Annotated in this window: 26 protein-coding genes; 16 read left to right on the top strand and 10 right to left on the bottom strand. The window is 44.6% G+C overall.

Annotated features, from left to right (window positions below):
• Nucleotides 1–101: 101 nt before the first annotated feature.
• The 4 genes from dnaJ to GW12_RS07495 all read left to right on the top strand — a co-directional run bounded on the left by dnaJ (nucleotide 102) and on the right by GW12_RS07495 (nucleotide 3,651).
• Entirely contained in the window at nucleotides 102–1,214 is a 1,113-nt protein-coding gene (dnaJ, locus tag GW12_RS07510) for a molecular chaperone DnaJ (RefSeq protein ID WP_034585691.1), read from the top strand.
• A 225-nt stretch (nucleotides 1,215–1,439) separates the two neighbouring features.
• Nucleotides 1,440–1,907, top strand: a complete 468-nt coding sequence (locus GW12_RS07505) for a Dps family protein (protein ID WP_034585688.1) — start codon at nucleotides 1,440–1,442, stop codon at nucleotides 1,905–1,907.
• Between the two features lie 222 nt (nucleotides 1,908–2,129).
• Nucleotides 2,130–2,951 (top strand): 4-hydroxy-tetrahydrodipicolinate reductase, encoded by an 822-nt coding sequence (gene dapB / locus GW12_RS07500; protein WP_034585687.1) that lies wholly within the window; start codon nucleotides 2,130–2,132, stop codon nucleotides 2,949–2,951.
• 55 nt (nucleotides 2,952–3,006) lie between these two features.
• Complete coding sequence (locus GW12_RS07495; RefSeq protein WP_034585684.1) at nucleotides 3,007–3,651, top strand: START domain-containing protein; 645 nt, start codon at nucleotides 3,007–3,009, stop codon at nucleotides 3,649–3,651.
• A 126-nt stretch (nucleotides 3,652–3,777) separates the two neighbouring features.
• On the opposite strand, the gene GW12_RS07490 is transcribed toward GW12_RS07495, so the two are convergent.
• From GW12_RS07490 to GW12_RS07450, 9 genes are all read right to left on the bottom strand, one after another.
• Entirely contained in the window at nucleotides 3,778–4,800 is a 1,023-nt protein-coding gene (locus GW12_RS07490; RefSeq protein ID WP_034585681.1) for an NAD(P)-dependent alcohol dehydrogenase, read from the bottom strand.
• Between the two features lie 4 nt (nucleotides 4,801–4,804).
• Complete coding sequence (locus GW12_RS07485) at nucleotides 4,805–5,386, bottom strand: DNA-3-methyladenine glycosylase I (protein ID WP_034585678.1); 582 nt, start codon at nucleotides 5,384–5,386, stop codon at nucleotides 4,805–4,807.
• Nucleotides 5,387–5,402: 16 nt separating this feature from the next.
• Complete coding sequence (locus GW12_RS07480; RefSeq protein WP_034585676.1) at nucleotides 5,403–5,648, bottom strand: hypothetical protein; 246 nt, start codon at nucleotides 5,646–5,648, stop codon at nucleotides 5,403–5,405.
• 16 nt (nucleotides 5,649–5,664) lie between these two features.
• Nucleotides 5,665–6,225, bottom strand: a complete 561-nt coding sequence (locus tag GW12_RS07475; RefSeq protein ID WP_161788381.1) for a M23 family metallopeptidase — start codon at nucleotides 6,223–6,225, stop codon at nucleotides 5,665–5,667.
• 50 nt (nucleotides 6,226–6,275) lie between these two features.
• The gene (gene mutY / locus GW12_RS07470; protein ID WP_034585675.1) at nucleotides 6,276–7,304 is read right to left on the bottom strand and encodes an A/G-specific adenine glycosylase; all 1,029 of its coding nucleotides are present in this window, start codon (nucleotides 7,302–7,304) and stop codon (nucleotides 6,276–6,278) included.
• 158 nt (nucleotides 7,305–7,462) lie between these two features.
• On the bottom strand, nucleotides 7,463–7,822 hold the full coding sequence (locus GW12_RS07465; RefSeq protein WP_034585673.1) for an HIT family protein: 360 nt from the start codon (nucleotides 7,820–7,822) through the stop codon (nucleotides 7,463–7,465).
• 98 nt (nucleotides 7,823–7,920) lie between these two features.
• Nucleotides 7,921–8,655: a dienelactone hydrolase family protein gene (locus GW12_RS07460; RefSeq protein WP_034585671.1), complete on the bottom strand. Its 735-nt coding sequence runs from the start codon at nucleotides 8,653–8,655 to the stop codon at nucleotides 7,921–7,923.
• A gap of 143 nt (nucleotides 8,656–8,798) precedes the next feature.
• Nucleotides 8,799–9,488: an FKBP-type peptidyl-prolyl cis-trans isomerase gene (locus GW12_RS07455; RefSeq protein ID WP_034585669.1), complete on the bottom strand. Its 690-nt coding sequence runs from the start codon at nucleotides 9,486–9,488 to the stop codon at nucleotides 8,799–8,801.
• A gap of 49 nt (nucleotides 9,489–9,537) precedes the next feature.
• The gene (locus GW12_RS07450) at nucleotides 9,538–10,242 is read right to left on the bottom strand and encodes an FKBP-type peptidyl-prolyl cis-trans isomerase (RefSeq protein ID WP_034585667.1); all 705 of its coding nucleotides are present in this window, start codon (nucleotides 10,240–10,242) and stop codon (nucleotides 9,538–9,540) included.
• 312 nt (nucleotides 10,243–10,554) lie between these two features.
• Here GW12_RS07450 and tviB point away from each other — a divergent pair, with 312 nt between their 5' ends.
• The 12 genes from tviB (at nucleotide 10,555) to GW12_RS07390 (ending at nucleotide 23,010) form a co-directional block, all read left to right on the top strand.
• Nucleotides 10,555–11,832 carry a Vi polysaccharide biosynthesis UDP-N-acetylglucosamine C-6 dehydrogenase TviB gene (gene tviB / locus GW12_RS07445; RefSeq protein ID WP_034585663.1) on the top strand — a complete coding sequence of 426 codons (1,278 nt, stop codon included), beginning with the start codon at nucleotides 10,555–10,557 and terminating at the stop codon, nucleotides 11,830–11,832.
• Between the two features lie 30 nt (nucleotides 11,833–11,862).
• The gene (locus tag GW12_RS07440) at nucleotides 11,863–12,888 is read left to right on the top strand and encodes an NAD-dependent epimerase/dehydratase family protein (protein WP_034585661.1); all 1,026 of its coding nucleotides are present in this window, start codon (nucleotides 11,863–11,865) and stop codon (nucleotides 12,886–12,888) included.
• A complete protein-coding gene (locus tag GW12_RS07435) occupies nucleotides 12,885–14,057 on the top strand; it encodes a lipopolysaccharide biosynthesis protein (protein ID WP_034585659.1) in 1,173 nt (390 codons plus the stop codon). Before GW12_RS07440 ends, GW12_RS07435 begins: the two co-directional genes overlap by 4 nt.
• Entirely contained in the window at nucleotides 14,054–14,650 is a 597-nt protein-coding gene (locus GW12_RS07430; RefSeq protein WP_227504147.1) for a DapH/DapD/GlmU-related protein, read from the top strand. Before GW12_RS07435 ends, GW12_RS07430 begins: the two co-directional genes overlap by 4 nt.
• A 79-nt stretch (nucleotides 14,651–14,729) precedes the next feature.
• Nucleotides 14,730–15,278: an acyltransferase gene (locus GW12_RS07425; RefSeq protein WP_034585656.1), complete on the top strand. Its 549-nt coding sequence runs from the start codon at nucleotides 14,730–14,732 to the stop codon at nucleotides 15,276–15,278.
• 20 nt (nucleotides 15,279–15,298) lie between these two features.
• Nucleotides 15,299–16,417 carry a glycosyltransferase gene (locus GW12_RS07420; RefSeq protein ID WP_034585654.1) on the top strand — a complete coding sequence of 373 codons (1,119 nt, stop codon included), beginning with the start codon at nucleotides 15,299–15,301 and terminating at the stop codon, nucleotides 16,415–16,417.
• The gene (locus GW12_RS07415; RefSeq protein ID WP_034585651.1) at nucleotides 16,414–17,508 is read left to right on the top strand and encodes a glycosyltransferase; all 1,095 of its coding nucleotides are present in this window, start codon (nucleotides 16,414–16,416) and stop codon (nucleotides 17,506–17,508) included. The genes GW12_RS07420 and GW12_RS07415 overlap by 4 nt, the downstream gene beginning before the upstream one ends.
• Nucleotides 17,505–18,647 (top strand): glycosyltransferase family 4 protein, encoded by a 1,143-nt coding sequence (locus GW12_RS07410; RefSeq protein WP_034585648.1) that lies wholly within the window; start codon nucleotides 17,505–17,507, stop codon nucleotides 18,645–18,647. The genes GW12_RS07415 and GW12_RS07410 overlap by 4 nt, the downstream gene beginning before the upstream one ends.
• Nucleotides 18,644–19,249 carry a sugar transferase gene (locus GW12_RS07405; RefSeq protein ID WP_034585645.1) on the top strand — a complete coding sequence of 202 codons (606 nt, stop codon included), beginning with the start codon at nucleotides 18,644–18,646 and terminating at the stop codon, nucleotides 19,247–19,249. Before GW12_RS07410 ends, GW12_RS07405 begins: the two co-directional genes overlap by 4 nt.
• Entirely contained in the window at nucleotides 19,246–19,902 is a 657-nt protein-coding gene (locus GW12_RS07400) for a NeuD/PglB/VioB family sugar acetyltransferase (protein ID WP_034585642.1), read from the top strand. The genes GW12_RS07405 and GW12_RS07400 overlap by 4 nt, the downstream gene beginning before the upstream one ends.
• Nucleotides 19,903–19,924: 22 nt before the next feature.
• Nucleotides 19,925–21,097, top strand: coding sequence for a DegT/DnrJ/EryC1/StrS aminotransferase family protein (locus tag GW12_RS07395; protein ID WP_034585640.1), 1,173 nt, complete (start codon nucleotides 19,925–19,927; stop codon nucleotides 21,095–21,097).
• Between the two features lie 59 nt (nucleotides 21,098–21,156).
• Entirely contained in the window at nucleotides 21,157–23,010 is a 1,854-nt protein-coding gene (locus tag GW12_RS07390; RefSeq protein WP_034585636.1) for a nucleoside-diphosphate sugar epimerase/dehydratase, read from the top strand.
• 69 nt (nucleotides 23,011–23,079) lie between these two features.
• Here the strand turns inward: GW12_RS07390 and GW12_RS07385 are convergent.
• Nucleotides 23,080–23,843, bottom strand: a protein-coding gene (locus tag GW12_RS07385) for an IS5 family transposase (RefSeq protein WP_152598541.1) whose coding sequence is annotated in 2 segments (ribosomal slippage) — nucleotides 23,080–23,393 and nucleotides 23,393–23,843 — 765 coding nt in all. Because the reading frame shifts where the segments join, the coding sequence is not laid out codon by codon here.
• Nucleotides 23,844–24,263 lie beyond the last annotated feature (420 nt).

Here is a 24,263-nt window from a genome sequence, read left to right as displayed (position 1 = left end):
TTCGATTTTTTTTCAAATTCCCCCTTGTAAAAACAGGTTTGACCCCAATTTCAGACCTCAGTTGAGTATTAAATAAAATTCCGTGAGGAGCATCGCCAGACATGGCTAAACGTGATTATTATGAGGTTTTGGGTGTTGCTAAAACCGCTAGTGATGATGAAATTAAAAAAGCCTACCGTAAGTTGGCGATGAAATATCATCCAGACCGCAACCCAGATAACCCGGAAGCAGAAGAGAAATTCAAAGAAGCATCAGAAGCCTATGAAGTATTGTCTGATAGCGAAAAGCGCAGCATGTACGACCGTATGGGCCATCAGGCCTTTGAAGGCGGCATGGGCGGCGGTGGCGGCTTCGGTGGTTTCAGCGCAGAAGACATTTTCAGCCAGTTCGGCGATATCTTTGGTGGGGCTTTTGGTGGAGGTGGCCGTCAGCAACAGCGTGCACGCCGTGGATCCGACCTTCGCTATGTGATGGAACTGACCCTCGAAGAAGCGGTGAAAGGCATCAAGAAAACCATTACTTTCACAGCACCTGCACCATGTGATGCCTGTGATGGTAAAGGCTCTAAAAATCCAAACGATGTGGAAACCTGTCGTACCTGTCATGGTACAGGCCAGATCCGCATGCAGCAGGGCTTTTTCTCGGTACAGCAAACCTGTAGTACCTGTCGTGGTCAGGGCAAGATCATCAAGAATCCATGTCAAAAATGTCATGGTTCTGGTGTGGCAGATCGTCAGCAAACTTTGGAAGTTACCATTCCAGCCGGTGTTGACAATGGTGACCGCGTACGTTTGACCGGTAAAGGTGAAGCAATCCGTGATGGTCAGCCAGGTGACCTGTATGTAGAAGTGGTGGTGCGTGAGCATGAAATCTTCCAGCGTGATGGTGCTGACCTGTATATGGATGTGCCAATTTCAATTGCAGATGCTGCATTGGGTAAAGAAATTGAAATTCCAACGCTTGAAGGTCGTGTCAGCCTGAAAATTCCTGAAGGTACGCAAAACGGCAAGCTGTTCCGTCTGCGGGGTAAAGGGGTGAAACCGGTACGTAGCACGATGAAAGGTGACTTGCTTTGCCGTATTGTGGTCGAAACACCAGTGAATCTAACTGGACGTCAGCGCGAATTACTGAAAGAACTTCAGGCTACTATGGAAGGGGAAGGCAGCAAGTCTTCTCCGAAGAAAAAATCTTTCTTCGACCGTCTGTTTGACTGATTGAAGAGATGAAAAAAGGGTGCTGAGGCGCCCTTTTTTTATGCCCTGATTTAAACTCACAAAAATTAAATACACCGGACAAGATAGTAGAATTTTGAGAATAACTTTGTTGAACAACGCTAACAGAAATGCTACCGATCTTATATTTTTCAAATTTTTCATCCAGCTAAACTTGAGAATAAGAACAAAGCACTTGATAACGCATATAAATTGAAGGTAGCCGAGATGAAAATCAATATTGGTATTTCTGCAGAAGATCGAGAGAAAATTGTTGAAGGCTTGTCCCATTTATTAGCGGATAGCTATACCCTGTATTTAATGACCCATAACTTTCACTGGAACGTGACCGGACCACAATTTAATACCTTGCATACTATGTTTATGCAGCAATATACCGAACAGTGGAATGCGCTAGATATCATTGCGGAAAGGATCCGTTCTCTCGGTTTTCCAGCGCCAGGAACCTATAAACAGTTTATGAAACTGACGTCGATCGAAGAAGTACAGGATGTGCCTAAGGCAGAGGAAATGATTCGCTTGTTAGTGAATGCCCATGAAACCGTTGCCCGTACCGCACGAAGCATATTTAATATTGTCGAACAGGCCAATGACCAGCCGACCGCAGATCTGCTGACCCAGCGTCTGGACGTGCATGAGAAAACTGCGTGGATGTTAAGAAGTCTGCTGGAATAAGAAGTTTTATGAGCAGCAAAAAAACTGATCTGAGCTGAGACCAAAAAATTTAGAGAGTTCTTCCATTAAAAGCTTATACCGTCGGGTATGGGCTTCTTTATTATCAAAAACATTCATGTCACTTTTTAAATCTTTTCATAGATTTTTCTGAGATCAATCTTAGCCTTACCCGGGAGTTTTGCTATAGTAAGAGCAATTTTGAATCAAGATTAGGACAAGACTATGTCAGCAACACCACGCATTGGGATTTTAGGGGCCGGCGGCCGTATGGGACGCATCCTGATTCAGGCAGTCAAAGAAGCAGGTTATCAACTGGCAGCCGCGGTAGAACGTCCGGAAAGTACTTTACTGGGCGCTGATGCAGGTGAGCTAGCAGGCGTAGGTAGCCTGGGCGTGAAGGTTGTTGGTAGCCTTGAAGACGTGGTGAAAGATTGTGACGTGGTGATTGACTTTACTGCGCCAGTAGCAACAGTAAACCATCTGAAAATCTGTCGTGAAAATGGTGTCGCGATTGTGATTGGGACGACTGGTCTGAATGATGAGCAGAAAGCTTATCTGGAAGAATCAGCAACTCAGACTCCTGTGGTATATGCAGCCAACTATTCAGTAGGTGTAAACCTGTCCATTAAATTGCTGGAGCTGGCATCTAAAGTGTTTGGTGATACGGTAGATATCGAAGTGATTGAAGCACACCACCGTCATAAAGTCGATGCGCCATCAGGTACTGCACTGATGATGGGTGAAGCGATTGCTCAGACATTGGGTCGTGACCTGAAAAAAGATGCGGTGTATCACCGCGAAGGCCATACGGGTCCACGTGAACGTCAAAGCATCGGTTTCCAGACCATCCGTGGTGGTGACATCGTTGGTGAACATACTGTGATGTTTATCGGTGAAGGTGAGCGTGTAGAGATTACTCACAAAGCAACTAACCGTATGAACTTTGCTGCGGGTGCGGTACGTGCTGCAGCTTGGGTGGTCGGTCGTGATGCGCGTAAATATGATATGAAAGACGTGCTTGGCTTTAACGACATTCAAGTATAATATTTCTTCAGATTTATTTTAAAAATAACTTAAAACTAAAATAAGACGATAACCAATGAAGAAAGTTCTACTCATGCTCTGTGCTGTGGCCTTTGCTGCCACAGCACAGCCTAAAGCGATCCAGAATGCCAAGCTCAGTATTAATAAAAATAATATTAAGGTCTGGACCTATCAGGATCACAACAATCCAGTTTTTCTCTATAAAGCTGAGACCACTTATGATGTGCCAATCGAACAGGCAGTCTCCCTGATTCTGGATGTCGACCATGCAGTGAAATGGGTGCCGTATATGGGCAGCATCAAGGTACTTTCCCGTGATGATAAAAAAGGTGATTTTACCTTTTATATGGTGCTGGATTTTCCCTTTCCGTTGAAAGACCGTGATCTGGTGGTGCAGGGAAAAATGATTAAAGAGGCCAATGGCCAGATCACTATTAAAAACAAGGCAATTCAGAAAGGCTATCCCCTTAATCCGGACTATGTGCGTCTGACTCACTATGAAGGGGACTGGACTTTTAACCGCTTGGGTGAAAAGAAAGTTAAAGTCTCCACTTATGGCTATGCCAATCCAGAAGGTTCGATTCCATTGACCTTTGTGAATATGTTTGTGCAGCAGCAGCCTTATCAGATGCTACAGAAAATGAAGCAGGAGCTCAGCAAGCCTGCATCGGTTCCAGTCTTGCCAGAAGCTTTACGTTAAAGAATAAAAAAGTTCGCAACCTTAGCGACCCGACTGGTACAGTATCTTTAAGACATTCAATAAAAAAATCTGCCCAATCCTGTTGATTAGGCAGATTTAAATTATCCAGAAAATTCAGCGTACCGTTTAGAAATCTGCTTTCAAAACCACCCGGTAACGTGCCTTGCCGGCATGCAGATGTTCAATCGCATCATTGATTTTCGACATCGGGAAAATCTCGACCTGCGGTGCAATATTCTTGCGTGCAGCGAACTTGAGTAGCTGGCGTAAAGTCGCTGGCGAACCGGTGGCAGAACCGGTGACTGAACGCGACAGGCTGATCAATGAACCGGCAGAAACCTGCAGAGGTTCCAATGGTAAGCCAACCATATGCAGCTGACCGTTAGGCGCTAGGGTATTGATTAACAGTGGCCAATCCAAGGTGACATTTACCGTGCAGAGCAATAAATCAAAGGTATTACGAAGGGCTTTAATTGCGTTTGGATCACGGCTATTTACGACATGATCAGCCCCCATAGCTTTCAGTTCTTCAGTTTTGTCCAGATTCGAGGTAAAGGCAGTGATTTCACAGCCCCAGGCTTTCAGCAATTTAAGAGCCATATGACCCAGTCCGCCAATGCCGATAACCCCGACATGATGCACCGCCTGAATCTGATGTTGTAGTAGTGGAGTAAAGACAGTAATGCCACCACAGAGCAGGGGACCGGCACTTTCAGCAGGCAGTTCGTCCGGTAGTGGAATCACCCATTGCCAGCCAGCACGAACCTTATCGGCAAAACCACCGGCATGACCGACGATGGTTGCAACTTTTTCGCCGCTACACTGTACCTGACGGCCATCCAGACAAGGATCACAGTGTTGGCAGCTTTCTGCGGTCCAGCCGATCCCGACACGCTGTCCGATTTTCAGGCCTTTGGCTTCTGAACCTAGTGCGATTACCTTGCCAATCACCTCATGGCCTGCCACGACCGGATAAACCGAAGATTTCCAGTCATTCTGAATTACGGAAAGGTCGGAATGGCACAGGCCACAGTATTCGACTTGGACTTCGACCTGATGCGGTTGTAGTTCACCGGTATCAAACTGGTATGGCTCAAGCGGAGCACCTGGAGACATGGCCGCGTAGGCCTGAATAATATTCTTCGACATGGAATTAGCTCTTATTGGAATGGGAAGATTTCATTTTAAATTGACAGTGATTTTCATGGTCATCCACCATGCCGACCGCTTGCATAAATGCATAGCAGATGGTCGGGCCAACAAATTTAAAACCGGACTTTTTCAGGGCTTTGGACATCTGCTGGCTTTCGATCGTCTGGGCCGGAGCTTCATAATAATGTTCGATGGAATTATTCAAAATCGGCTGCTGGGCAAAGGACCAGAGCCAATTGACCACCTCAATATTCTGGGATTTTAAGTTGAGCCAGGCACGGGCATTGTCGCGAATCGCAGTCAGTTTGCCGATATGCCGGATCAGACGGCCATCAGCGAGTTTTTGCTGTAACTGCTCATCGGAAAGGGCAGCGATGAACTCTATAGAATACCGAAAAAAGTGTTCACGATAGGCTTCACGTTTTTTGAGTACCGTAATCCAGCTCAGTCCGGCCTGCTGGCCTTCCAGACACAGCATTTCAAACAGTCGTGCTTCATCCTTCAGGGGCTGGCCCCACTCCTGGTCGTGATATTGAATATAAAGCGGATCATCGGAGCACCAGCCACAGCGTTGAATCGTCATGTGATGCTCCTCTGTTTTAGAGTTTAAAACTGGTCCACTGATCTTGCTGGTTATCCCAGTAAGACAGCTCGGCCTGCTCCAGATCGCTGAACTTTATCCAGGCATCCTTGCCGTTTTTGTCTGCATAACCAGTGCTGATCAGAAGCGCATCTTCCGTGATTTCCATCACCCAGCCCTGATAGATCTGGCCATTGAGCACGATTTTTTGTTGATTGCCTGACTCAGCAAATTCCACCAGACGATTGATCAACGCTTCTGACATGTAAATTTCCTAAAAATTAACGTAAGTAGGGATACGGATTTACCGCACCGCGGCCTTTACCTTGTAAATACAGTCCATAGTGCAGGTGTGGCGCAGTATGCCGTGCATTACCGCTATTGCCGACATAGCCGATGACCTGGCCTTTTTTGACATAGTCACCAACGCTCAGACCGCGCTTGTGTCCGTCGAGATGGGCATAATAATGCCATGCACCACCAGGACCGAGTATCCAGACCACTTTACCACCCAAATTATTATTACGTAAGTCTGCAATCAGTCCGTCAGTCGCACTCAGTACTTTGGTTCCACGTGGAGCCATAATATCAATGCCTTCATGTAGGCGGCCGCTACTGCGCGAAGCACCCCAGGTATCCTTAAGCTGTGAGGCTTTGATCTGATCCACGGGAATCGGCAAACGGGAAGGCATGGAACGGCTTTTCAGTTTTTGTACCAGAACCGGATTCAATTGTGCGGTGCTCGACTGTTTCGGTGCAGAACTACAGGCAGCTAATAGCAGTATAAAGACAGAAACTACGACGAGACGGATATTGTGTTGCACATTTGCTTCCTTGCGCATGAGATGAAAATTAAAATTATTAAGTTAAAAATCTCTTATTTCTGAATATGTCACAGTTTGCTGGCCGAGATCAATTTTTTCATGGCAGTTGGAATGCCCGCTCTGATGGCATCAGTCGGCTCCATCCAGATGCCACCTAGTTCAATGGATAAATGTTCTTGCAGGTCAGGATCAATGGCAAAGATCAGACCTTCCAGTTGCCAGGTAAAATGGGTAAAACTATGCGAAATTTCGACTTTTTGAACAACCTGTTTTAGGCCTAAGTTCTGTCTCATTTGCTCCAGTTCATGAGCTTCTTCAAGAATCGGCAGGCACCAGAGTCCACCCCAAAGGCCACTGTTCGGGCGTTGTTGCCACAGCCATTGTTCACCACATTGTAGAACTAATACCTGGGCTGATCTGACCGGAACCGACTTTTTAGCTTTCTTAAATGGCAACTCATTTTCCAGACCTTGTTGATGTGCCTTGCAATGCTGTTGCATTGGGCAATACAGGCACAGCGGTTTTTTCGGTGTACAGACTGTGGCACCGAGATCCATAATCGCCTGGGTATAGTCATGATTACGTTCTACAGGGCATAGCTTCTCAGCCAGCTGCCACATGGCACGTTCATGTACTGGCTTGGACAGGTCATCTTCAATGGCAAAAAAGCGGGATAGCACCCGTTTCACATTACCATCCATGATCACGCCGTACTGACGCAAACCCAAGGACATCAAGGCACCTGCTGTGGAACGGCCAATTCCCGGCAGTGCCATCCATTCTTCTAGGGTCTCAGGGAAATGATTTTGAGCTGCGACAATGCCAGCCGCCTTATGCAGATTGCGCGCCCGGGCATAATAGCCGAGGCCTGCCCAGTAAGGTGCCACTTCATCCCATGTCGCGGTATCCAAATCCTGAACCGTAGGAAAACGCCCAATAAAACGGTCGAAATATTGCAGTACCGTTTTCACCTGCGTCTGCTGCAGCATAATTTCTGATACCCAGACCTTGTAGGGATCATCCGACACCTGCCAGGGCAAGTCATGCCGGCCGTGAACATCAAACCATTCTAGAAGCGCATCAGAAAATACAAACATGGATATAGGACAGGGAAGGGAAACAGGCAGGCATTATAGCTGATTCAAACTGTAGAATCGGTGAAAAGTATATCAAGGTGGTAGGGAGAGACAGATAATAAAAAAGTGAATAAGCCAAGACCCATTCACTCTATTTAAACTAAATTGAAAGACCTGTTTTAGTCTTCGATACCCCAACGGGCATCCAGTTTCAGCACTTTGCCTTCATAACGTGGAATGATGTGAATATGCAGGTGCTCTGCCTTTTCTTCAAAGACGTTCCCATCATTAAAACCGACATGAAAACCGGCTGGTTGATAACGTAATTTCAGTTCATTACGCGCCTGTTCCAGTAAAGTCATTAGGCTTTTACGTTCATTGTCGGTAATTTCAAAAAAGGAAGCCACATGACGTAGTGGCACAATCACGCTATGACCTTCGGACAATGAATTCGGTTCAGGCAATACCACCCCAAAGTCATTTTTGGCAATGACATCATATTCATCATAATTACAGTATGGGCAGTGAGTCTCAGTCATTTCATTCTCCTCGGTTCTTCTTTCTCAATCTCATTTTTTGCTATTCCACTCACCCTCAGAGAGGAATAGCATTACACTTATTAAACTTTATAATGACTTTAAGCCAAGTGACGTGCCAATAGAGCATACATCGCTTCAAGGCCCTGTTTTTCTGCTTCCGCATTGTAGCCAAGATCAACCCCATTGGCTTTGGCCCGTTCATCAGCCAGCGGGTTACTGAAGCCATGTTTAGCATCTTTGAAAATGATCACGTCATGTGGCACATGGGCTGCCTGCATTTCTTTACGGAAATTCTCGACATCTTCCAGTGACACCATTGAGTCTTTTTCACCATGTAATACCAGAATTTCTGCCTGAACCTGACCTTGTTGTGCAGGTGCTTTCGGTGACAGATTGGCGTGGAAAGTCACCACAGCTTTGACTGGAGCATTGGAGCGCGCCAGATCCAGCACTACTTTACCCCCATAACAGAAACCGATCGCTGCCAACTTAGAATCATCGACTTCTTCCTGTGCTGCCAGCGTGTTGAGCGCAGCAGTCGCACGATTCACGATGGTGTCGGGATCTTGAAAAGTCTGCATCATCCATTCATAAGCCTGACTGGATACCGTGGTTACTTTCTTGTCGCCATACATGTCGATCGCCAGCGCTGCATAGCCATGTTCTGCAAGTTCACGGGCGCGCTGTTCTGTATAGTCATTGCGGCCCCACCATTCAGGTGCCACAATTACGCCCGGAACAGGTTGGTCGGATTCAGGTGCGGCAAAATAACCGATCAGCTGGCTGCCATCGGGTGCAGTATATTGAATCTCGCGTGTTTTTATTGCTGCCATGCAGAGTTCCTCTATTGTTGTTCAGTATTTTGATGAAAGCATAAACATAGCAAAAGCCGGGCAAATGTCACAGGATTAGAGCGGATTAATTTGTTTTTTTAAGTCAAAAAATAAGGAGATGGGTTCTGCCATCTCCTCAAGTTTTATTTGGTCACTTCAATCAGTTCAATATCAAAGATTAAGGTGCTGTTGGGTTCAATCACGTCACCTGAACCAATCTGACCATAACCGAGTTCTGGTGGAATGAAGAAGCGATATTTGGCACCGGGCTTCATGAGTTGCAGACCTTCGGTCCAGCCCTGGATCACTTGGGTAGTTTTAAAGACCACAGGCTGGTTACGGGCAATCGAGCTGTCAAATACGGTACCATCGAGCAGGCGGCCTTCATAATGCACTTTGACATTGCTGTTCGCACTTGGTGATTTACCTTTGCCTTCCTGTAAAACTAAATATTGCAGACCAGATTTTGTAGTTTTGATACCCGGTCGTTTGGCATTTTTAGCTAGGAACTCACGGCCAATTTTGGCGTTTTCTTCAGCTTTTTTCTTGAGCTCAATTAGTTCACGAGCATCTGATTGACGTTTGTATTGCAGCAGGACTTTCGCCATTTCTTCTTCGGAAATTGTGGCTTTTTGACCGGAAGCTGCAGCTTTTAATCCGTTGCTAAATGCATCTAGATCAATCCCCTTTAGCGTATCGGCATTATTTTTACCCATCAGATAGCCAAAACTATAACCCACCTGTTCTGCTTCTGTACTTTTAGTGGTGATCTCTTTGGCATATAGGCTGCTAGAACATACGAGTAGGGCAGCCAAACTTAATTGTATTTTCATTATGAGTTTCTCAAAAACAAGGGAGAGCCAATGCTCTCCCTGAACCGTATTATTTGACTTGGATGAGTTCCACATCAAAAATCAGGGTGCTGTTTGGTGGAATCGTACCAGGTACACCTTGCTGACCGTAACCTAGTTGCGCTGGAATATAAAGAGTGGCTTTACCACCTTCTTTCATTAACTGTAAACCTTCAGTCCAGCCTGGAATCACTTGGTTCAGTGGGAATTCAATTGGCTCACCGCGTTCAACTGAACTGTCAAATACGGTACCATCGACCAGTTTACCAGTATAGTGAACTTTAACGACAGAGGTCGCTGCAGGTGATTTACCTGTACCTTCTTTAGTAATCAGGTATTGCAGGCCGGAAGCGGTTTTTTTCACGCCTGGTTTTTTCGCATTTTCAGTCAGGAATGAGTCGCTAGAAGCTTGAGACTTTTTAGCATCATCCAGTTGCTTTTGTTGCATGTCTTTCTGGAACTGTTCGTAAGCTGCTTGTAATTCTTCTTCAGTATAAGCAGGTTTAGTACGTGCATGGCCTTCACGAACACCAGTAACAAAACTGTTAATGTCTAGCTCAGGCGGCGTCTGATGTGCTACTTCATAACCAAGCGCATAGCTGATTTTTGAAACCGCTGATGCATTTTTAGAAGCTTTAGAGCTTTGAGTTGTAGGATTTTGAGATGCATAGTAAACAGGAACGAGCGCAGCACCGCCTAGGATAACAGCGACAGCAATCGGTAAGGCCTTACTCATGTAGTATTTCCAATATAATGTTATCGTTAATGTTCAGTCCATCTTAGCAGAAATTTCTCAGAAATCTTGAACAAGCTATGCAAAAAACGACGGGTTTTTATTATGGTTTCGTAGAGTAGGAATTTATACTATTGTGCTTAGAATTTCTTTTTATCTGGATTAAAATTTTGTAAATCGGAAAATTAATCTATAAGAGTTAATAAAAACATTCATCAATATTTGACTTAGCAATATAATAGGGATGTCAAAGATACCTTCCCATTTAAAAAGCAGGGTTATCATTCATTGATACCCATATATAGGCCTAGATCAATGCTACAGCTTTCGGAACTCAAAATTGCCATTATCGGATTAGGTTACGTCGGTTTACCTCTGGCTGTTGAATTCGGTAAAAAAGTCCCAGTCGTGGGATTTGATATTCACCAAAAACGCATTGATGAACTTAAGTCTGGCAAAGACCATACCTTGGAAGTGTCTCCAGAAGAATTAGCACAAGCGACAAGATTACATTACAGTGCCAATTTAGAAGACCTAAAAGATTGCAACTTCTATATCGTGACTGTTCCAACTCCCATTGATCAGTTTAAACAGCCAGATCTCACTCCGCTAATTAAAGCATCGCAAAGCATTGGTCAGGTTCTGTCTCAGGGTGATGTGGTGGTTTATGAATCCACTGTTTATCCTGGAGCGACTGAAGAAGCTTGTATTCCGGTACTGGAACAGGTGTCAGGTTTAACATTCAATACCGATTTCTTTGCTGGCTATAGCCCGGAACGAATTAATCCAGGGGATAAACAGCACCGTGTGACCAATATTCTAAAAATTACTTCAGGATCTACTCCTGAAGTGGCGGATTATGTGGATCAGGTCTATAACCTGATTATTCAGGCAGGTACTCATAAGGCACCAAGCATCAAAGTCGCAGAAGCAGCCAAAGTCATTGAAAACACCCAGCGTGATGTGAATATCGCGCTGATCAATGAATTGGCAGTGATTTTTAATAAAATGGGGATTGATACTGAAGCCGTACTGCAGGCTGCGGGAACCAAATGGAACTTCTTACCATTCCGTCCAGGTCTAGTCGGCGGTCACTGTATTGGTGTAGATCCATACTATTTAACCCATAAAGCACAATCTATTGGTTATCATCCGGAAATTATTCTGGCGGGGCGTCGTTTGAATGATGGTATGGGGGCCTATGTGGTAACCCAGCTGGTCAAAGGCATGATCAAGAAAAAGATCCAGGTTGAAGGTGCTAAGGTGCTGGTACTGGGCCTGAGCTTTAAGGAAAACTGTCCGGATATCCGTAATACTAAAGTGATTGATATCGTGCATGAGCTGCAGGAATACCATATTCAGGCCGACGTCTATGATCCATGGATTGACGCAGCTGAAGCAGAGCATGAATATCGCATTCATCCGATTACTGAGCTGAAAAATGGTGAATATGATGCAGTGATTCTGGCTGTAGCACATGAACAGTTTAAAGCGATGGGGGCAGCCCAGATTCGTGCTCTAGGTAAGGCCAATCATGTCCTGTATGACCTGAAATATGTATTCAGTCAGGCTGAATCAGATCTGCGTCTGTAACCCATTAGCATCATTTAGGATTTAAAGAGAATGAACCCATATCAAACGGTGTGTGAGCAGTTGCAGCAGACACCGAAAACCTGGTTGGTGACTGGTGTTGCAGGCTTTATCGGCTCCAACTTGCTGGAAACCTTACTGAAACTGAATCAGAAAGTAGTCGGCTTGGATAATTTTGCTACTGGTCATCAGTATAATCTGGATGAAGTTCAGTCACAGGTCAGTGCCGAGCAATGGGCAAATTTCCACTTCATTAAAGGCGATATCCGTAATTTGGCGGACTGTCAGCAAGCCTGTGCCGGCGTGGATTATGTCTTACATGAAGCGGCTCTAGGTTCTGTACCACGTTCTATTGCTGATCCGATTACCACCAATGAAACCAATATCAGCGGTTTCCTGAATATGTTGACTGCGGCACGGGATGCTGGTGTATCCAGCTTTACTTATGCTGCCAGCAGTTCAACTTATGGTGATCATCCGGCACTGCCTAAAGTGGAAGAACATATTGGTCATCCATTATCTCCTTATGCGGTGACCAAATATGTCAATGAGTTATATGCTGATGTATTCGCTCGCGCTTACGGTTTTAAATCGATAGGCCTACGCTACTTTAACGTCTTTGGTAAGCGTCAGGATCCCAATGGCGCCTATGCGGCGGTGATTCCAAAATGGACAGCATCGATGATCGCTGGCGATGATGTGTTCATTAATGGTGATGGTGAAACCAGCCGTGATTTCTGCTTTATTGAGAATACGGTACAAGCTAATATTCTGGCAGCCACTACCACCGATGAAAATGCCAAAAATCAGGTTTATAACGTCGCGGTGGGTGATCGTACTACCTTGAATGAATTGTATCGCGCCATTCAGAATGCTTTAGCTGAAAATGGTGTGCAGTACGATAAAGATCCAATCTATCGTGATTTTCGTGCTGGGGATGTACGTCATTCTCAGGCCAGTATTGCTAAGATTCAGCAGCATTTAGGCTATGCACCAAAATATAAAATTGCTGAAGGCATTCAGCTGGCCATGCAGTGGTATGTTCATAATCTGACATGATTGCGCGTCTGCTCGCCAAATACCAATCTGTTGGTTTAATTACCCTAAGTTTACTTGTAGGTGCGATAATGACATTTATCGCACTTCCTGTTTTAACGCGCCTGTATTCGGTGCAGGACTTTGGCGAGTATGGCATTGCCTTGGCTGTGGTCAGTGTTTTATCCACAGTGGCCAATTTACGTCTGGATCAGGCCCTCCTTATTGCAGAAGAACAGGAGAAAAAAAGCCTGATTTTTGAGGGAAGCATTTTTTCTCTGGTTCTGACCCTGATCAGTGGTTTGGTATTAAGTTTTATCTTTCGCTTAGATATGGTTGCTGCGATCTGTAGCGGTGTGCTGGCCAATACCCTGATCCAGAGCCTGTATAATTATAAATTTGCTGCACATGCTGAATATTTTTGTGCCGGGCTGAATATTTTTCGTAGCCTGATTGTGATTGCAGTCCAGCTGAGTTTGCCGCTGCTGATGAGTATTGCCTTGATTGACAGCTATATGATCAGTTCAGTGATCATGATCATCGTGGGGGTGCTGTATATCCTGAAACATCAACTCTATCAGGTCAGCTGGGAGGTGTTTAAAAATTATAAAGATTTTGTCTATGCCAATACCCCACATGCCTTGCTAAACAGTTTTTCACATAATTTGCCTTATTATGTGGTGTCACATTTTATTGGTGTACAGGCGATGGGTTTTTATGCCATTGTCGAACGAACCTTACGGGTGCCGATTAATCTGATTTCGCAGACTTTACGTCAATTTTTTATCCGGCTGTTTAAAACGACTCAGACCAATAAACCGGCTTTAAAAAGTAGCGTGCTACTTAGCGTAGTGTCTTTGCCCCTATTTGCCATTTTCTTTGTTGTACCGGAGTCTTTATATCTCTGGATTTTTGGCAAGGAATGGCTAGGAGTTTCGCAATATTTCCAGATTTTAGCTTTAGGATATTGGGCGATTTTCTGTAATCCGCCCAGTTCTGCTTATCTGGTGGCCCGGCGTAATAGCAAGGTATTGTTTAAATTGCAGATTGTCGAGTTGTGCATTAAATTCATTTTATTTGCCGTTCTGTATCTGCTATTAAGCGACAAGCTGTATATACTGATGGCGGTGCCGGTCGCGTTGATTTTCTATAACTTTGCCATTTTATACGTGGTGTGGAGAAGCAAAGTATGATGTTTTTTAAAGCCTTGAAGCTCATGCATTGGTTCACTGCGCAGTGCCGTAAGGCGATTTATAATCTGGCTTTTGGCACGCGGTTTCGCTACTTTGGCAAATATTCGACTTTGGAAATTAGTGGTCAGGTCAAAATTGGCAAGAATGTTTATATTGGGGATTATGTCAGCATCATTGTCGAGCCGGGTGCGAGTCTGACCATTGCAGATCACAGCTTTATTGGTGAAAACTGCTATATCAAATGTTTTGGTGGCAAGATCGAAATTGGTCGGGATGTCAGCATCAATTCCAAGTCCTATATCAATGGCTGTGGCGGGGTAAAAATTGGCAACAATACCCGGATTGGGACACAAAGCATCATTATCGCCAGCAACCATAAATTTGGTGAGCCGGATGTGTTGGTCAAGGACCAGATTACCAAGCAAGGCATCAGTTTAGGTGAAAATATCTGGCTGGGCGCACGGGTCACAGTGCTGGATGGTGTGACGATTCCAGATAATAGTGTAATTGGCGCCTGTAGCTTGGTCTCCAAGCCGCTGACAGAGGCAGGTGTCTATGTTGGGATTCCGGCGAAAAAAATAAAATCACTCTGACTGGGCATGCATATCCCTCTGCCTATTTTCAGCGTAAAATATCCGGCTTGATCTTTTTGCATTGAGTTTTATTAGCCCTATGGCCTTTATTCGTTCTGCTTTTCATCTGCTGTTTGACCTGGTCTATTTTATGGCCAAGGGCAGTGTGGCCTATGCGCGTAAAAAAGGCGTGACCGTAGGGGAGCAGTGCCGGATCTATATCAAGAGCTGGGGCTCAGAGCCATTTTTAATTTCACTCGGCGATCATGTTACCGTGACTTCCGGGGTGAAATTTATTACCCATGATGGCAGTACTTGTCTGGTGAAAGATGTTCAAGGCAAACGCTATCAACGTTTTGCGCCGATTCAGGTGGGTTCTCATGTGTTTATTGGCGTGAATAGTATCATTATGCCGGGCGTGAGCATCGGCTCGAATGTAGTGATCGGTGCCGGCTCTGTGGTGACCAAAGATATTCCGGATAATAGTGTCGCGATTGGTGTGCCAGCCAAAGTGGTGTCCAGCTTTGCGGATTATCAGACCAAGATCCAGGCGACCTGTGCCAGTGATAGCGATCTGGTCGGTATTCAGGACTATGCCGAACGGGTACAGCGCGCTATCGAAATTCAAGCCTCTAAAACCTCCCATTAATTTTTAAGTCAGGTCTGATTATGTTGAATAAAGTGATGTTCTTTTTGCCGACGCTGGGTGGCGGTGGTGCGGAGCGCACGGTGATTCAGCTGGCCAACAGTTTTGCCGAACAGGGCCTGAATATTCATCTGGGTGTGTGTGACCTGAATGGAGTCAAGGCAAAATTACTGCCGGAAGTTAGCCCGAAAATCCAGTTGGTGAATTTTGACTGCGGCCGTGTCGCCAATGCGATTCTGCCGTTAAAACAGAAACTGCAGGCTGAGCAGTATGATTGTCTGGTGGTCACACAAACCCATACCAATATTATTGCCGCTTTGGCCAAGAAACTGGCTGGGGTGAAAACCCGCCTGATTTTCCGGGAAGTATCAACGCCGTCTAAAAATATAAAAAACCAGGGCTTGACAAAATTCATCCTGAAAACCTTGGTGAATTTTACCTATCCGATGGCACAGCAGGTGGTGTGTGTCTCTAAAGGCGTTGAACAGGATTTCCGGAAATATTACAGCTATAAAAAGTCCAATCTAAGTACCATTTATAACCCGGTACTGGATGATGCCTATTTTGAAAAATTAAAAACACCCGTGCAGCACACATTCTTTGATGGCAGCAATAAAGTGATTCTGGCGGTTGGCCGCCTGACTGAAGCCAAAAACTTTGGTTTTTTGATCCGTTCCTTTAAAGACTTGCATGATCAGCATCCGGACACTCGCTTGCTGATTCTAGGTGAAGGTGAACTCCGTACTGAATTCGAGACTCTCATTGCTGAGTTAGGCCTGACCGACGTGGTGGATTTGCCAGGATTTGATTCTAATCCTTATGCCTATTTTAAATATGCTTCGCTGTTTGTGCTTAGTTCTAACTGGGAAGGTTTGCCGGGTGTGTTGATTCAGGCACTAGCCTCTAAAATCAAAGTGGTGAGTACCAATTGCCCAAGCGGTCCGATGGAAATTCTGGATAACTCCAGATTTGGCTTGCTAGTAGAATGCAATGACCAGGCCGGACTCACTCAAGCCATGCAGAAAGCCATTTTTGGAGATTATGTCAGCTATGCAGAGCAGGATTTTGCTGTACATATCGAGCAGTTCCATAAATTGACAGTCTTGCAGCAGTACCTGGAGATGATGGAGCAGGCCGCATGAGCAAGCCGACCATGGTACATGTGATCACCAACTTTGCTGGCGTTGGTGGTGCGGAAATGATGCTATCGCGCCTGATTCAGGCAACTGAGCAACAATATCAGCATGTCATTATCGCCTTGATGAAAACATCAAAAGTGTATCAAAGCACCTTGGATCGCTGTCAGACACATTATGCTCTAGGCTGGAATGGACTCAATACGTTCGGCACCATTCAAAAACTGCGTGCGTTATTAAAACAACTGACACCGCAAACGGTGCAGTGCTGGATGTACCATGCCAATGTCTTGACCAGCCTGAGTGTCATCGGCTTAAAGCAGAAACCTAAGGTAATCTGGGGTATTCATCATTCTCTGGCTTCACCGAAAGATGAATCGATGAGTACCAAACTGGCTTTAGGCTTAAGCAAGTTATTATCAAAGCAGCCTCAGGCGATTATTTATTGTGCTCACTCTGCCATGCAGCAGCATCAGGCGTTCGGGTTTCAGAAGCCCAATAGCCATGTGATTGCTAACGGGGTGTATCTGGATAGGTTTCAGCCTAATCCTGAATTACACGATCCCGTTGTGATTGGTTTTGCTGGGCGCTATCATCCAGCCAAAGGCTATCCTTATCTGTTTGAGACCCTGGCAAAACTGAAAGATCAGCCGATTGTATTTAAAATTGCTGGTGGTGGGGCCAGTTTCAATAATCCTGAAGTCAAAGCCCTGTTTGAACAATATCAGTTAGATCAGAACAAAGTGGAGTTGCTGGATCAGGTCTCCGATATGCCAGCCTTTTATCAATCCATTGATGCTTTTCTGATGACCTCGATTACCGAAGGCTTTCCCAATGTATTGGTTGAAGCGATGGCCTCCGGTTTGCCTTGCATCAGTACTGATGTTGGCGATGCCAGTTATATCGTGCAGGAGATGGGGAGTATCGTATCGCCACGCGATAGTGATGCCTTAACTCAAGCCATTTTAAAGTATCTCCAATTAAGTACAGATGAGAAAATTGCTTTAAAGCAGGCGACCCGGCAGCGGGTAGAACAGCATTTCAGCATCGAAACCGTCAGTCAGCAATATATGCAGGTATGGAGCCAACAGGCATGAAATTTTTAATGATCAGCAGCTTTTTACCTTCAGTGCTGAACTTCCGTGGCAAGTTATTGGAAGCCATTGCCGCGCGCGGTTTTGAAATCCATATCATGGCTCCGGAACTGTCCAGCTTTGCTGAAGAGTATCAGCAGTTGTTACAGTTGGGCTATCAGGTGCATGAAATTCCAATGCAGCGCACAGGTACCAATCCGCTGGCAGATCTGAAACTGTTAAAGCATCTATATCAGCAGATCCGTCGAATTCAGCCGGATTATGTGCTGTCGTATACCATTAAGCCGGTCATCTACGGCATCTTGGCAGCTTGGTTAGCCAAAGTTCCACATCGTTTCGCTCTAATTACTGGTCTGGGTTATGCCTTTCAGAATGTTGAATCAGGTCAACGCAGCTTATTTCAGAAAATGGTGCATGATTTATATGCCCAGGCCTTAAAGCATGCCGATAAAGTTTTCTTTCAGAACCCGGATGATTTAAAGCTGTTTCAGAATATGCATTTGCTGGAAAAAGATAAACCGACCGTGGTGGTAAATGGTTCCGGGGTGAATGTGCAGGACTTCGATATCATGCCATTGCCGCAAAATACGCAAGGTCAGGTTAAAGCTTCATTTTTGCTTATTGCCCGTTTATTGGGGGATAAAGGCGTACGTGAATATGCCGAAGCAGCGCGAATCATCAAAGCCCAATATCCGGAAACGGAATTTCATCTGGTGGGATGGATTGATGATAATCCGACTGCAATTTCCCAGACTGAGCTGGACAGCTGGATTGCAGAAAAGACCATCAATTACTGGGGCAGACTCAATGATGTGCGTCCGGCAATTGCAGCCAGTTCGGTGTATATTTTGCCGTCTTATCGTGAAGGCACGCCACGTACTGTGCTGGAAGCTATGGCCATGGGGCGGGCGATTATTACCACCGATGCTCCGGGCTGCCGTGAAACTGTCGCCCATGGTGTCAATGGTTATCTGGTCGGGGTAAAATCAGTGGATGACCTAGTGCAGGCGATGCAGTATTTTATTGACGATCCAAAGCTGATGGTCTATATGGGACAGCAGTCGCGGGAACGTGCCTTAAGCAAATATGATGTGCATCAGGTCAATGCACACATGCTGCGCGAGATGGGAATATCGGTATGATCAAACGAATTCTGGATGTAGTCATCGCTTCAACCGCTTTGGTGATATTGTCACCCGTATATGCCTTGGTAGCCTATAAGGTGAAAAAGAATCTAGGCTCTCCGGTACTGTTCCGTCAGGTGCGCCCAGGTCTGCATGGCAAGCCTTTTGAAATGATCAAGTTCCGTACCATGAAAGATGCTGTGGATGCCCAGGGTAATCCTTTACCCGACAGTGAACGTCTGACCCCGTTTGGCCAGATGCTGCGTTCCACCAGTCTGGATGAATTGCCAGAGCTGTGGAATGTGATCAAAGGCGATATGAGTATTGTTGGGCCACGTCCTTTATTGATGGAATATCTGCCGCTGTATAATGCTGAGCAGGCGAAACGGCATAATGTCCGTCCCGGCATGACCGGTCACGCACAGGTCAATGGCCGTAATGCCATTTCCTGGGAAGAAAAATTCCGTCTGGATACTTGGTATGTGGAACATCAATCGCTTTGGCTGGATTTTAAAATCATGCTGAAAACCGTGAAAAAGGTACTGGCTAAAGATGATATTAATGCCGAAGGCGAAGCGACCATGAGTAAATTCACTGGCACACCGGAACAGAAAAAATGACCCAGCTTTATGCGATTTATGGTGCTTCCGGCTGTGGCCGTAGCCTGATGCCGGTAGCGCGGCAGCAACTGGCACGTGACAATGATCTATCTGAAATCGTGTTTATTGATGATGCCCTGATAGAAATCGCCCAGATTAATGGTCATCGTGCTATGAATTATGCAGCATTTATTAATGAATCTGCAGAGGTTAAAGCGGTGCAGATCGCGATTGCCAATAGCCGTGTTCGGGAAAAAATTGCCCAGCGACTTGAACAGGATGGGATTCATCTCTGGTCGATTCAGGCCGATAATGTAGTATTGATGGATCAGGCAAAAATTGCCGCCGGTGCTGCCTTAAGTCCATTTGTGACCATTGCTTCGAATATCCAGATCGGTAAATGCTTCCATGCCAATTTATACAGTTATGTAGAGCATGATTGTGTGATTGGGGATTTTGTTACTTTTGCACCAGGGGTAAAATGTAACGGTAATATTCATATTGAAGACCATGCTTATATCGGTGCCGGAGCGATGATCAAGCAGGGCACACCAGATCAGCCTTTGGTGATTGGCCGTGGTGCTGTCGTCGGTATGGGCGCCGTGGTCACCAAAAGTGTCCCCGCCGGCGTGACTGTGGTCGGCAATCCGGCTCGCATTGTCGAGTCTAAATAAATCTCTCAACCAGGAAATACCCATGTTAAACACTGCATTTGAGCCGTGGCCAAGCTTTACTCAAGAGGAAGCAGACGCGGTATCAAAGGTTCTTTTGTCAAATAAAGTCAATTACTGGACTGGTCAGGAATGCCGTGCATTTGAAAAGGAATTTGCGCAGTTTGTGGGGACTAAACATGCCGTTGCGGTGGCTAATGGCACGGTTGCGTTGGATGTGGCACTGAAAGCTTTGGGAATCGGGACAGGGGATGATGTGATTGTCACTTCACGGACTTTCCTAGCTTCAGCAAGCTCGATTGTCACTGCGGGCGCTAATCCGGTCTTTGCGGACGTGGAGCTGGATTCTCAGGATATTTCCCGCCGTACCATTGAAGCAGTACTGACTCAAAATACCAAAGCCATTATCTGCGTGCATCTGGCAGGCTGGATGTGTGACATGGATCCGATCATGCAACTGGCTGAAGAAAAAGGCCTATATGTGATCGAAGACTGTGCCCAAGCGCATGGTGCCATGTATAAAGGCAAATCTGCTGGTTCTATCGGGCATATCGGCGCCTGGTCATTCTGTCAGGACAAGATTATGACTACGGGTGGTGAAGGCGGCATGGTCACTACCAATGATGAAGTGCTGTGGAAAAAAATGTGGTCTTATAAAGACCATGGCAAAAATTATGACAGCGTGTATAACAAGCAGCATCCACCAGGATTCCGCTGGCTACATGACAGCTTTGGGACTAACTGGCGCATGATGGAAATGCAGGCGGTGATTGGTCGTATTCAATTGAAAAAAATGCCGGAATGGACTGCGGTACGTAATGCCAATATGGCACGTATCCAAGCCGCTTTTGAAAATAGCCCTTATTTTACTGTAGCCAAACCATCAGCGGATTATGTGCATGCAGCCTATAAATGCTATGTACAGGTTAATGTCGATGCTTTGCCAGAAGCCTGGTCACGGGATCGCATCATGGCAGAAATCAATGCACTGGGTGTGCCATGTTTTAGCGGATCCTGTTCAGAGGTGTATCTGGAGAAAGCTTTTGAAGGGACACCATGGTGTCCGGCTCAGCGTTTGCAGAATGCCCAACAACTAGGTGAAAGCAGCCTGATGTTTGTGGTGCATCCAACCTTGTCTGAACAAAGCCTGCAAAAAAATGTAGATGTGATTCAGCAAGTGATTGCCCGTATTGCATAGTCAAAAACAGCGTATAATTTACGCCTTCCCTGATTTTTAGATCTGAACCCGAGTCCTTTGTGAAAGACATTATCCGATATCTTGCATCCTTGCCACGTCACCAGAAACAGATTGTACTGGTGGCAATGGATATCTGTGTCTTGCCGGTGATTATGTGGCTGGTCTACGCCATTCGTCTGGCTCGACCGAATGTCTCTGTCATGGGAGGGCTAGAGTTCTGGTATCTCTATGTCGGGGTATTTGGTGTTCTGATTTTTGCCCTGATGGGAATTTATAGTGCAATTGTCCGTTCATTTAATGAAGATTATCTGCTGCGACTTTCTATCGCGACTTTTATCCAGATTGTTGTTCTGTACGCAGTCAAGAAACTGGACCTAGCCTTTATTCCGATGAGCATCCCGCTCATGTATGGCTTTGTGCTGTTTTCCTGGATGTGGTGGAGTCGTGCGCTGATCCGTTATTTGACTTTGCGCACCTTTGCTAAAAAAGCTAACCGTAAACGTGTTGCGATTTATGGGGCAGGTTTAGCGGGTCAGCAAATTGCGGCGGCATTATTTCGTTCAGATAATTATCTACCGGTTTGTTTTATTGATGACAAAACTTCGCTGCAAGGGCAGTCACTCAGTGGTTTAAAAATCTATGCGCCAAAAAGAGTTTTAGGTAAATTCCGTAAGTTTCATATTGAAGAAATTTTACTGGCCATGCCTTCAGTTGGGCGTGCCCGCAAAAAGGAAATAATTGAATCCTTTGAACAGTCCGATGTGAAAATCATGGAATTGCCTGGCGTGACCCAGCTGGTCGATGGACAGGTGAAAGTCTCCGATATCCGGGAAGTGGATATTATTGATTTGCTTGGTCGTGATCCAGTTCCACCAAAACCTGAGTTGCTCGAAAAAAATATAAAAAATAAAGTGGTGATGGTCACTGGAGCAGGGGGGTCAATTGGTTCGGAATTATGCCGCCAGATTGTCAAGCACCAACCTAAATTGCTAGTTCTGTTTGAAATGTCTGAATTTGCCTTGTATTCCATTGACCGGGAATTACAAAGCCCAGGTGTAAAGGTTGTTCCAATATTAGGATCAGTAACCAATCAAACAAAACTTGAAAGAGTACTAGCACAATATCAGGTGCAAACTGTTTATCATGCGGCAGCATACAAGCATGTTCCTTTGGTCGAAGCCAATCCTTTTGAAGGGATTTATAACACGTCTATTGGTACCGCACGTAGCGTTGATGCTGCAGTGAATCAAGGCGTAGAAACCTTTGTTCTGATTTCAACAGATAAAGCAGTACGACCAACTAATGTCATGGGCGCTTCTAAACGTATGGCGGAGCTGTATTGTCAGGGGCTTGCTGCAACCAAACCGCAAACCCAGATAAGTATTGTGCGTTTTGGTAATGTGCTTGGTTCATCAGGTTCAGTAGTACCGCTGTTTAAAAAACAGATAGCTCACGGTGGGCCTGTAACAGTCACTCACCCAGATGTAACGCGTTACTTCATGACCATCCCTGAAGCGGCACAGTTGGTGATTCAGGCCGGCGCAATGGGGACTGGCGGTGATGTATTTTTATTGGATATGGGTGAGCCAGTAAAAATTGTGGACTTAGCAAAACAGATGATCCGTTTAAGTGGCTTACGGCCTATCGATGAAAATGGGGTAGGTGATATCGAAATTCAGTTTACTGGATTGCGTCCGGGTGAAAAGTTATATGAAGAATTATTGATTAATGCCGAAGGAGTAAAATCTACAGAACATCAGCGGATTTTGAAGTCTTTTGAGAAGTATTTTGATTTTTCAATTATTTCTAATGTATTTGTTATTTTTGTTAATATAATAAATCAACAAAAAATAGAAGATTTAATAAGTATTCTTAAAGAGTATGTGGATGGTTATAGTCAGTCAAAAGAATAATTTCTAAGGGTTTTTAAATTTATATTGTATTTATAATATTCTATAGATAAATTTTTTAGATACATTTAATTAGGGTTTGTTGACATTTAATAATGGTAGCCAAATAAAGATACAAACTAAAACAACAGAATTTTCATAGTTTCGCTTTAGCTTGTCATAGCGTGTGGCAATTCTTCTAAATTGCTTTAGCCTTGCAAAGGCATTTTCAATTAAATGCCTAATTTTATATAAATACCAATCCATATGATCGTTATTTGAAAGCGTATTGGATTTCTTGGGAATATTGGCTTTAGTACCTGTACTTTCTATCTGTTTTCTCAATAACTTAGAGTCATACCCTTTATCGGCACAGAGAATTTTTGTCTCATTTAGGTCTATGCTGTAACTAAGTTCCCTGCCACTTTTACATCGTGGGTCGTGCCATCTTCTATCAGAAACTGAACAGGGGTCCCATTAGAATCAACCGCCAAATGAATTTTAGAACTGTTTCCACCGATACTTTTTGAAATTGCCTGATACCTGATTCCTGTAGCGTGCTGATGAGCTCTCACATGGCTGGCATCAATAAACCCCCATTCCAAATCAGCATCAGATGAAATTAACTTAAATATTTTTAATAACTTATTATCTTTTGACCATCGGGAAAACTTCTTAAATATAGAACTTGGTTTTCCAAAGGCAGCGGGTAAATCCCTCCATAGGCAGCCTGTATGAATTCTAAAAAGAATAGCTTCGATAAAATTTCGAAGATTTTGTTTGAGATAAATACGAAAATTACGGAAAATGGTTTCTAACTTAGACCAGTGTTGACCTGTCAACATTGTACGAGGCATAGCGAGGAGTAGATTTGGTTTGGCGATTAAATTCTACTTTCTCGCTATTTTTTTGCACAGTAAATGTCAATAGACCCTAAATGTATCATAACTTTATGATTAAAAAATAAAATTTATTATATGGTTTAAATTTTTGAAATAAAAATTATGTGAATGCAGAGTTTTCTGTTGTTTGATAAATGAGTCTATCTAAATTTATTGATTAAAGTATCATAAAATAATTGATTAAGTTTCATCTAAATGTGATGGAAAAAATGATGAATCTACGGTTTGTCTGGGTGTGGTTGAACAAATCTGTATTTCAAGGCCATATTTCTTCTTTTAAAGTTAAATGCGAGTTTTTATTGACTATAATCTTAGAATGGACCCGCTATAGAAAGTATTATTTAGTTCATATCCTTAAAATTAATTATTGTTTTA

This window comes from Acinetobacter sp. HR7, from assembly GCF_000773685.1.
In the GTDB taxonomy this organism is placed as follows: Bacteria; Pseudomonadota; Gammaproteobacteria; order Pseudomonadales; family Moraxellaceae; genus Acinetobacter; species Acinetobacter thermotolerans.
Note: the sequence above shows the minus strand (reverse complement) of the source record. Positions and strands in the feature narration are given on the sequence as shown.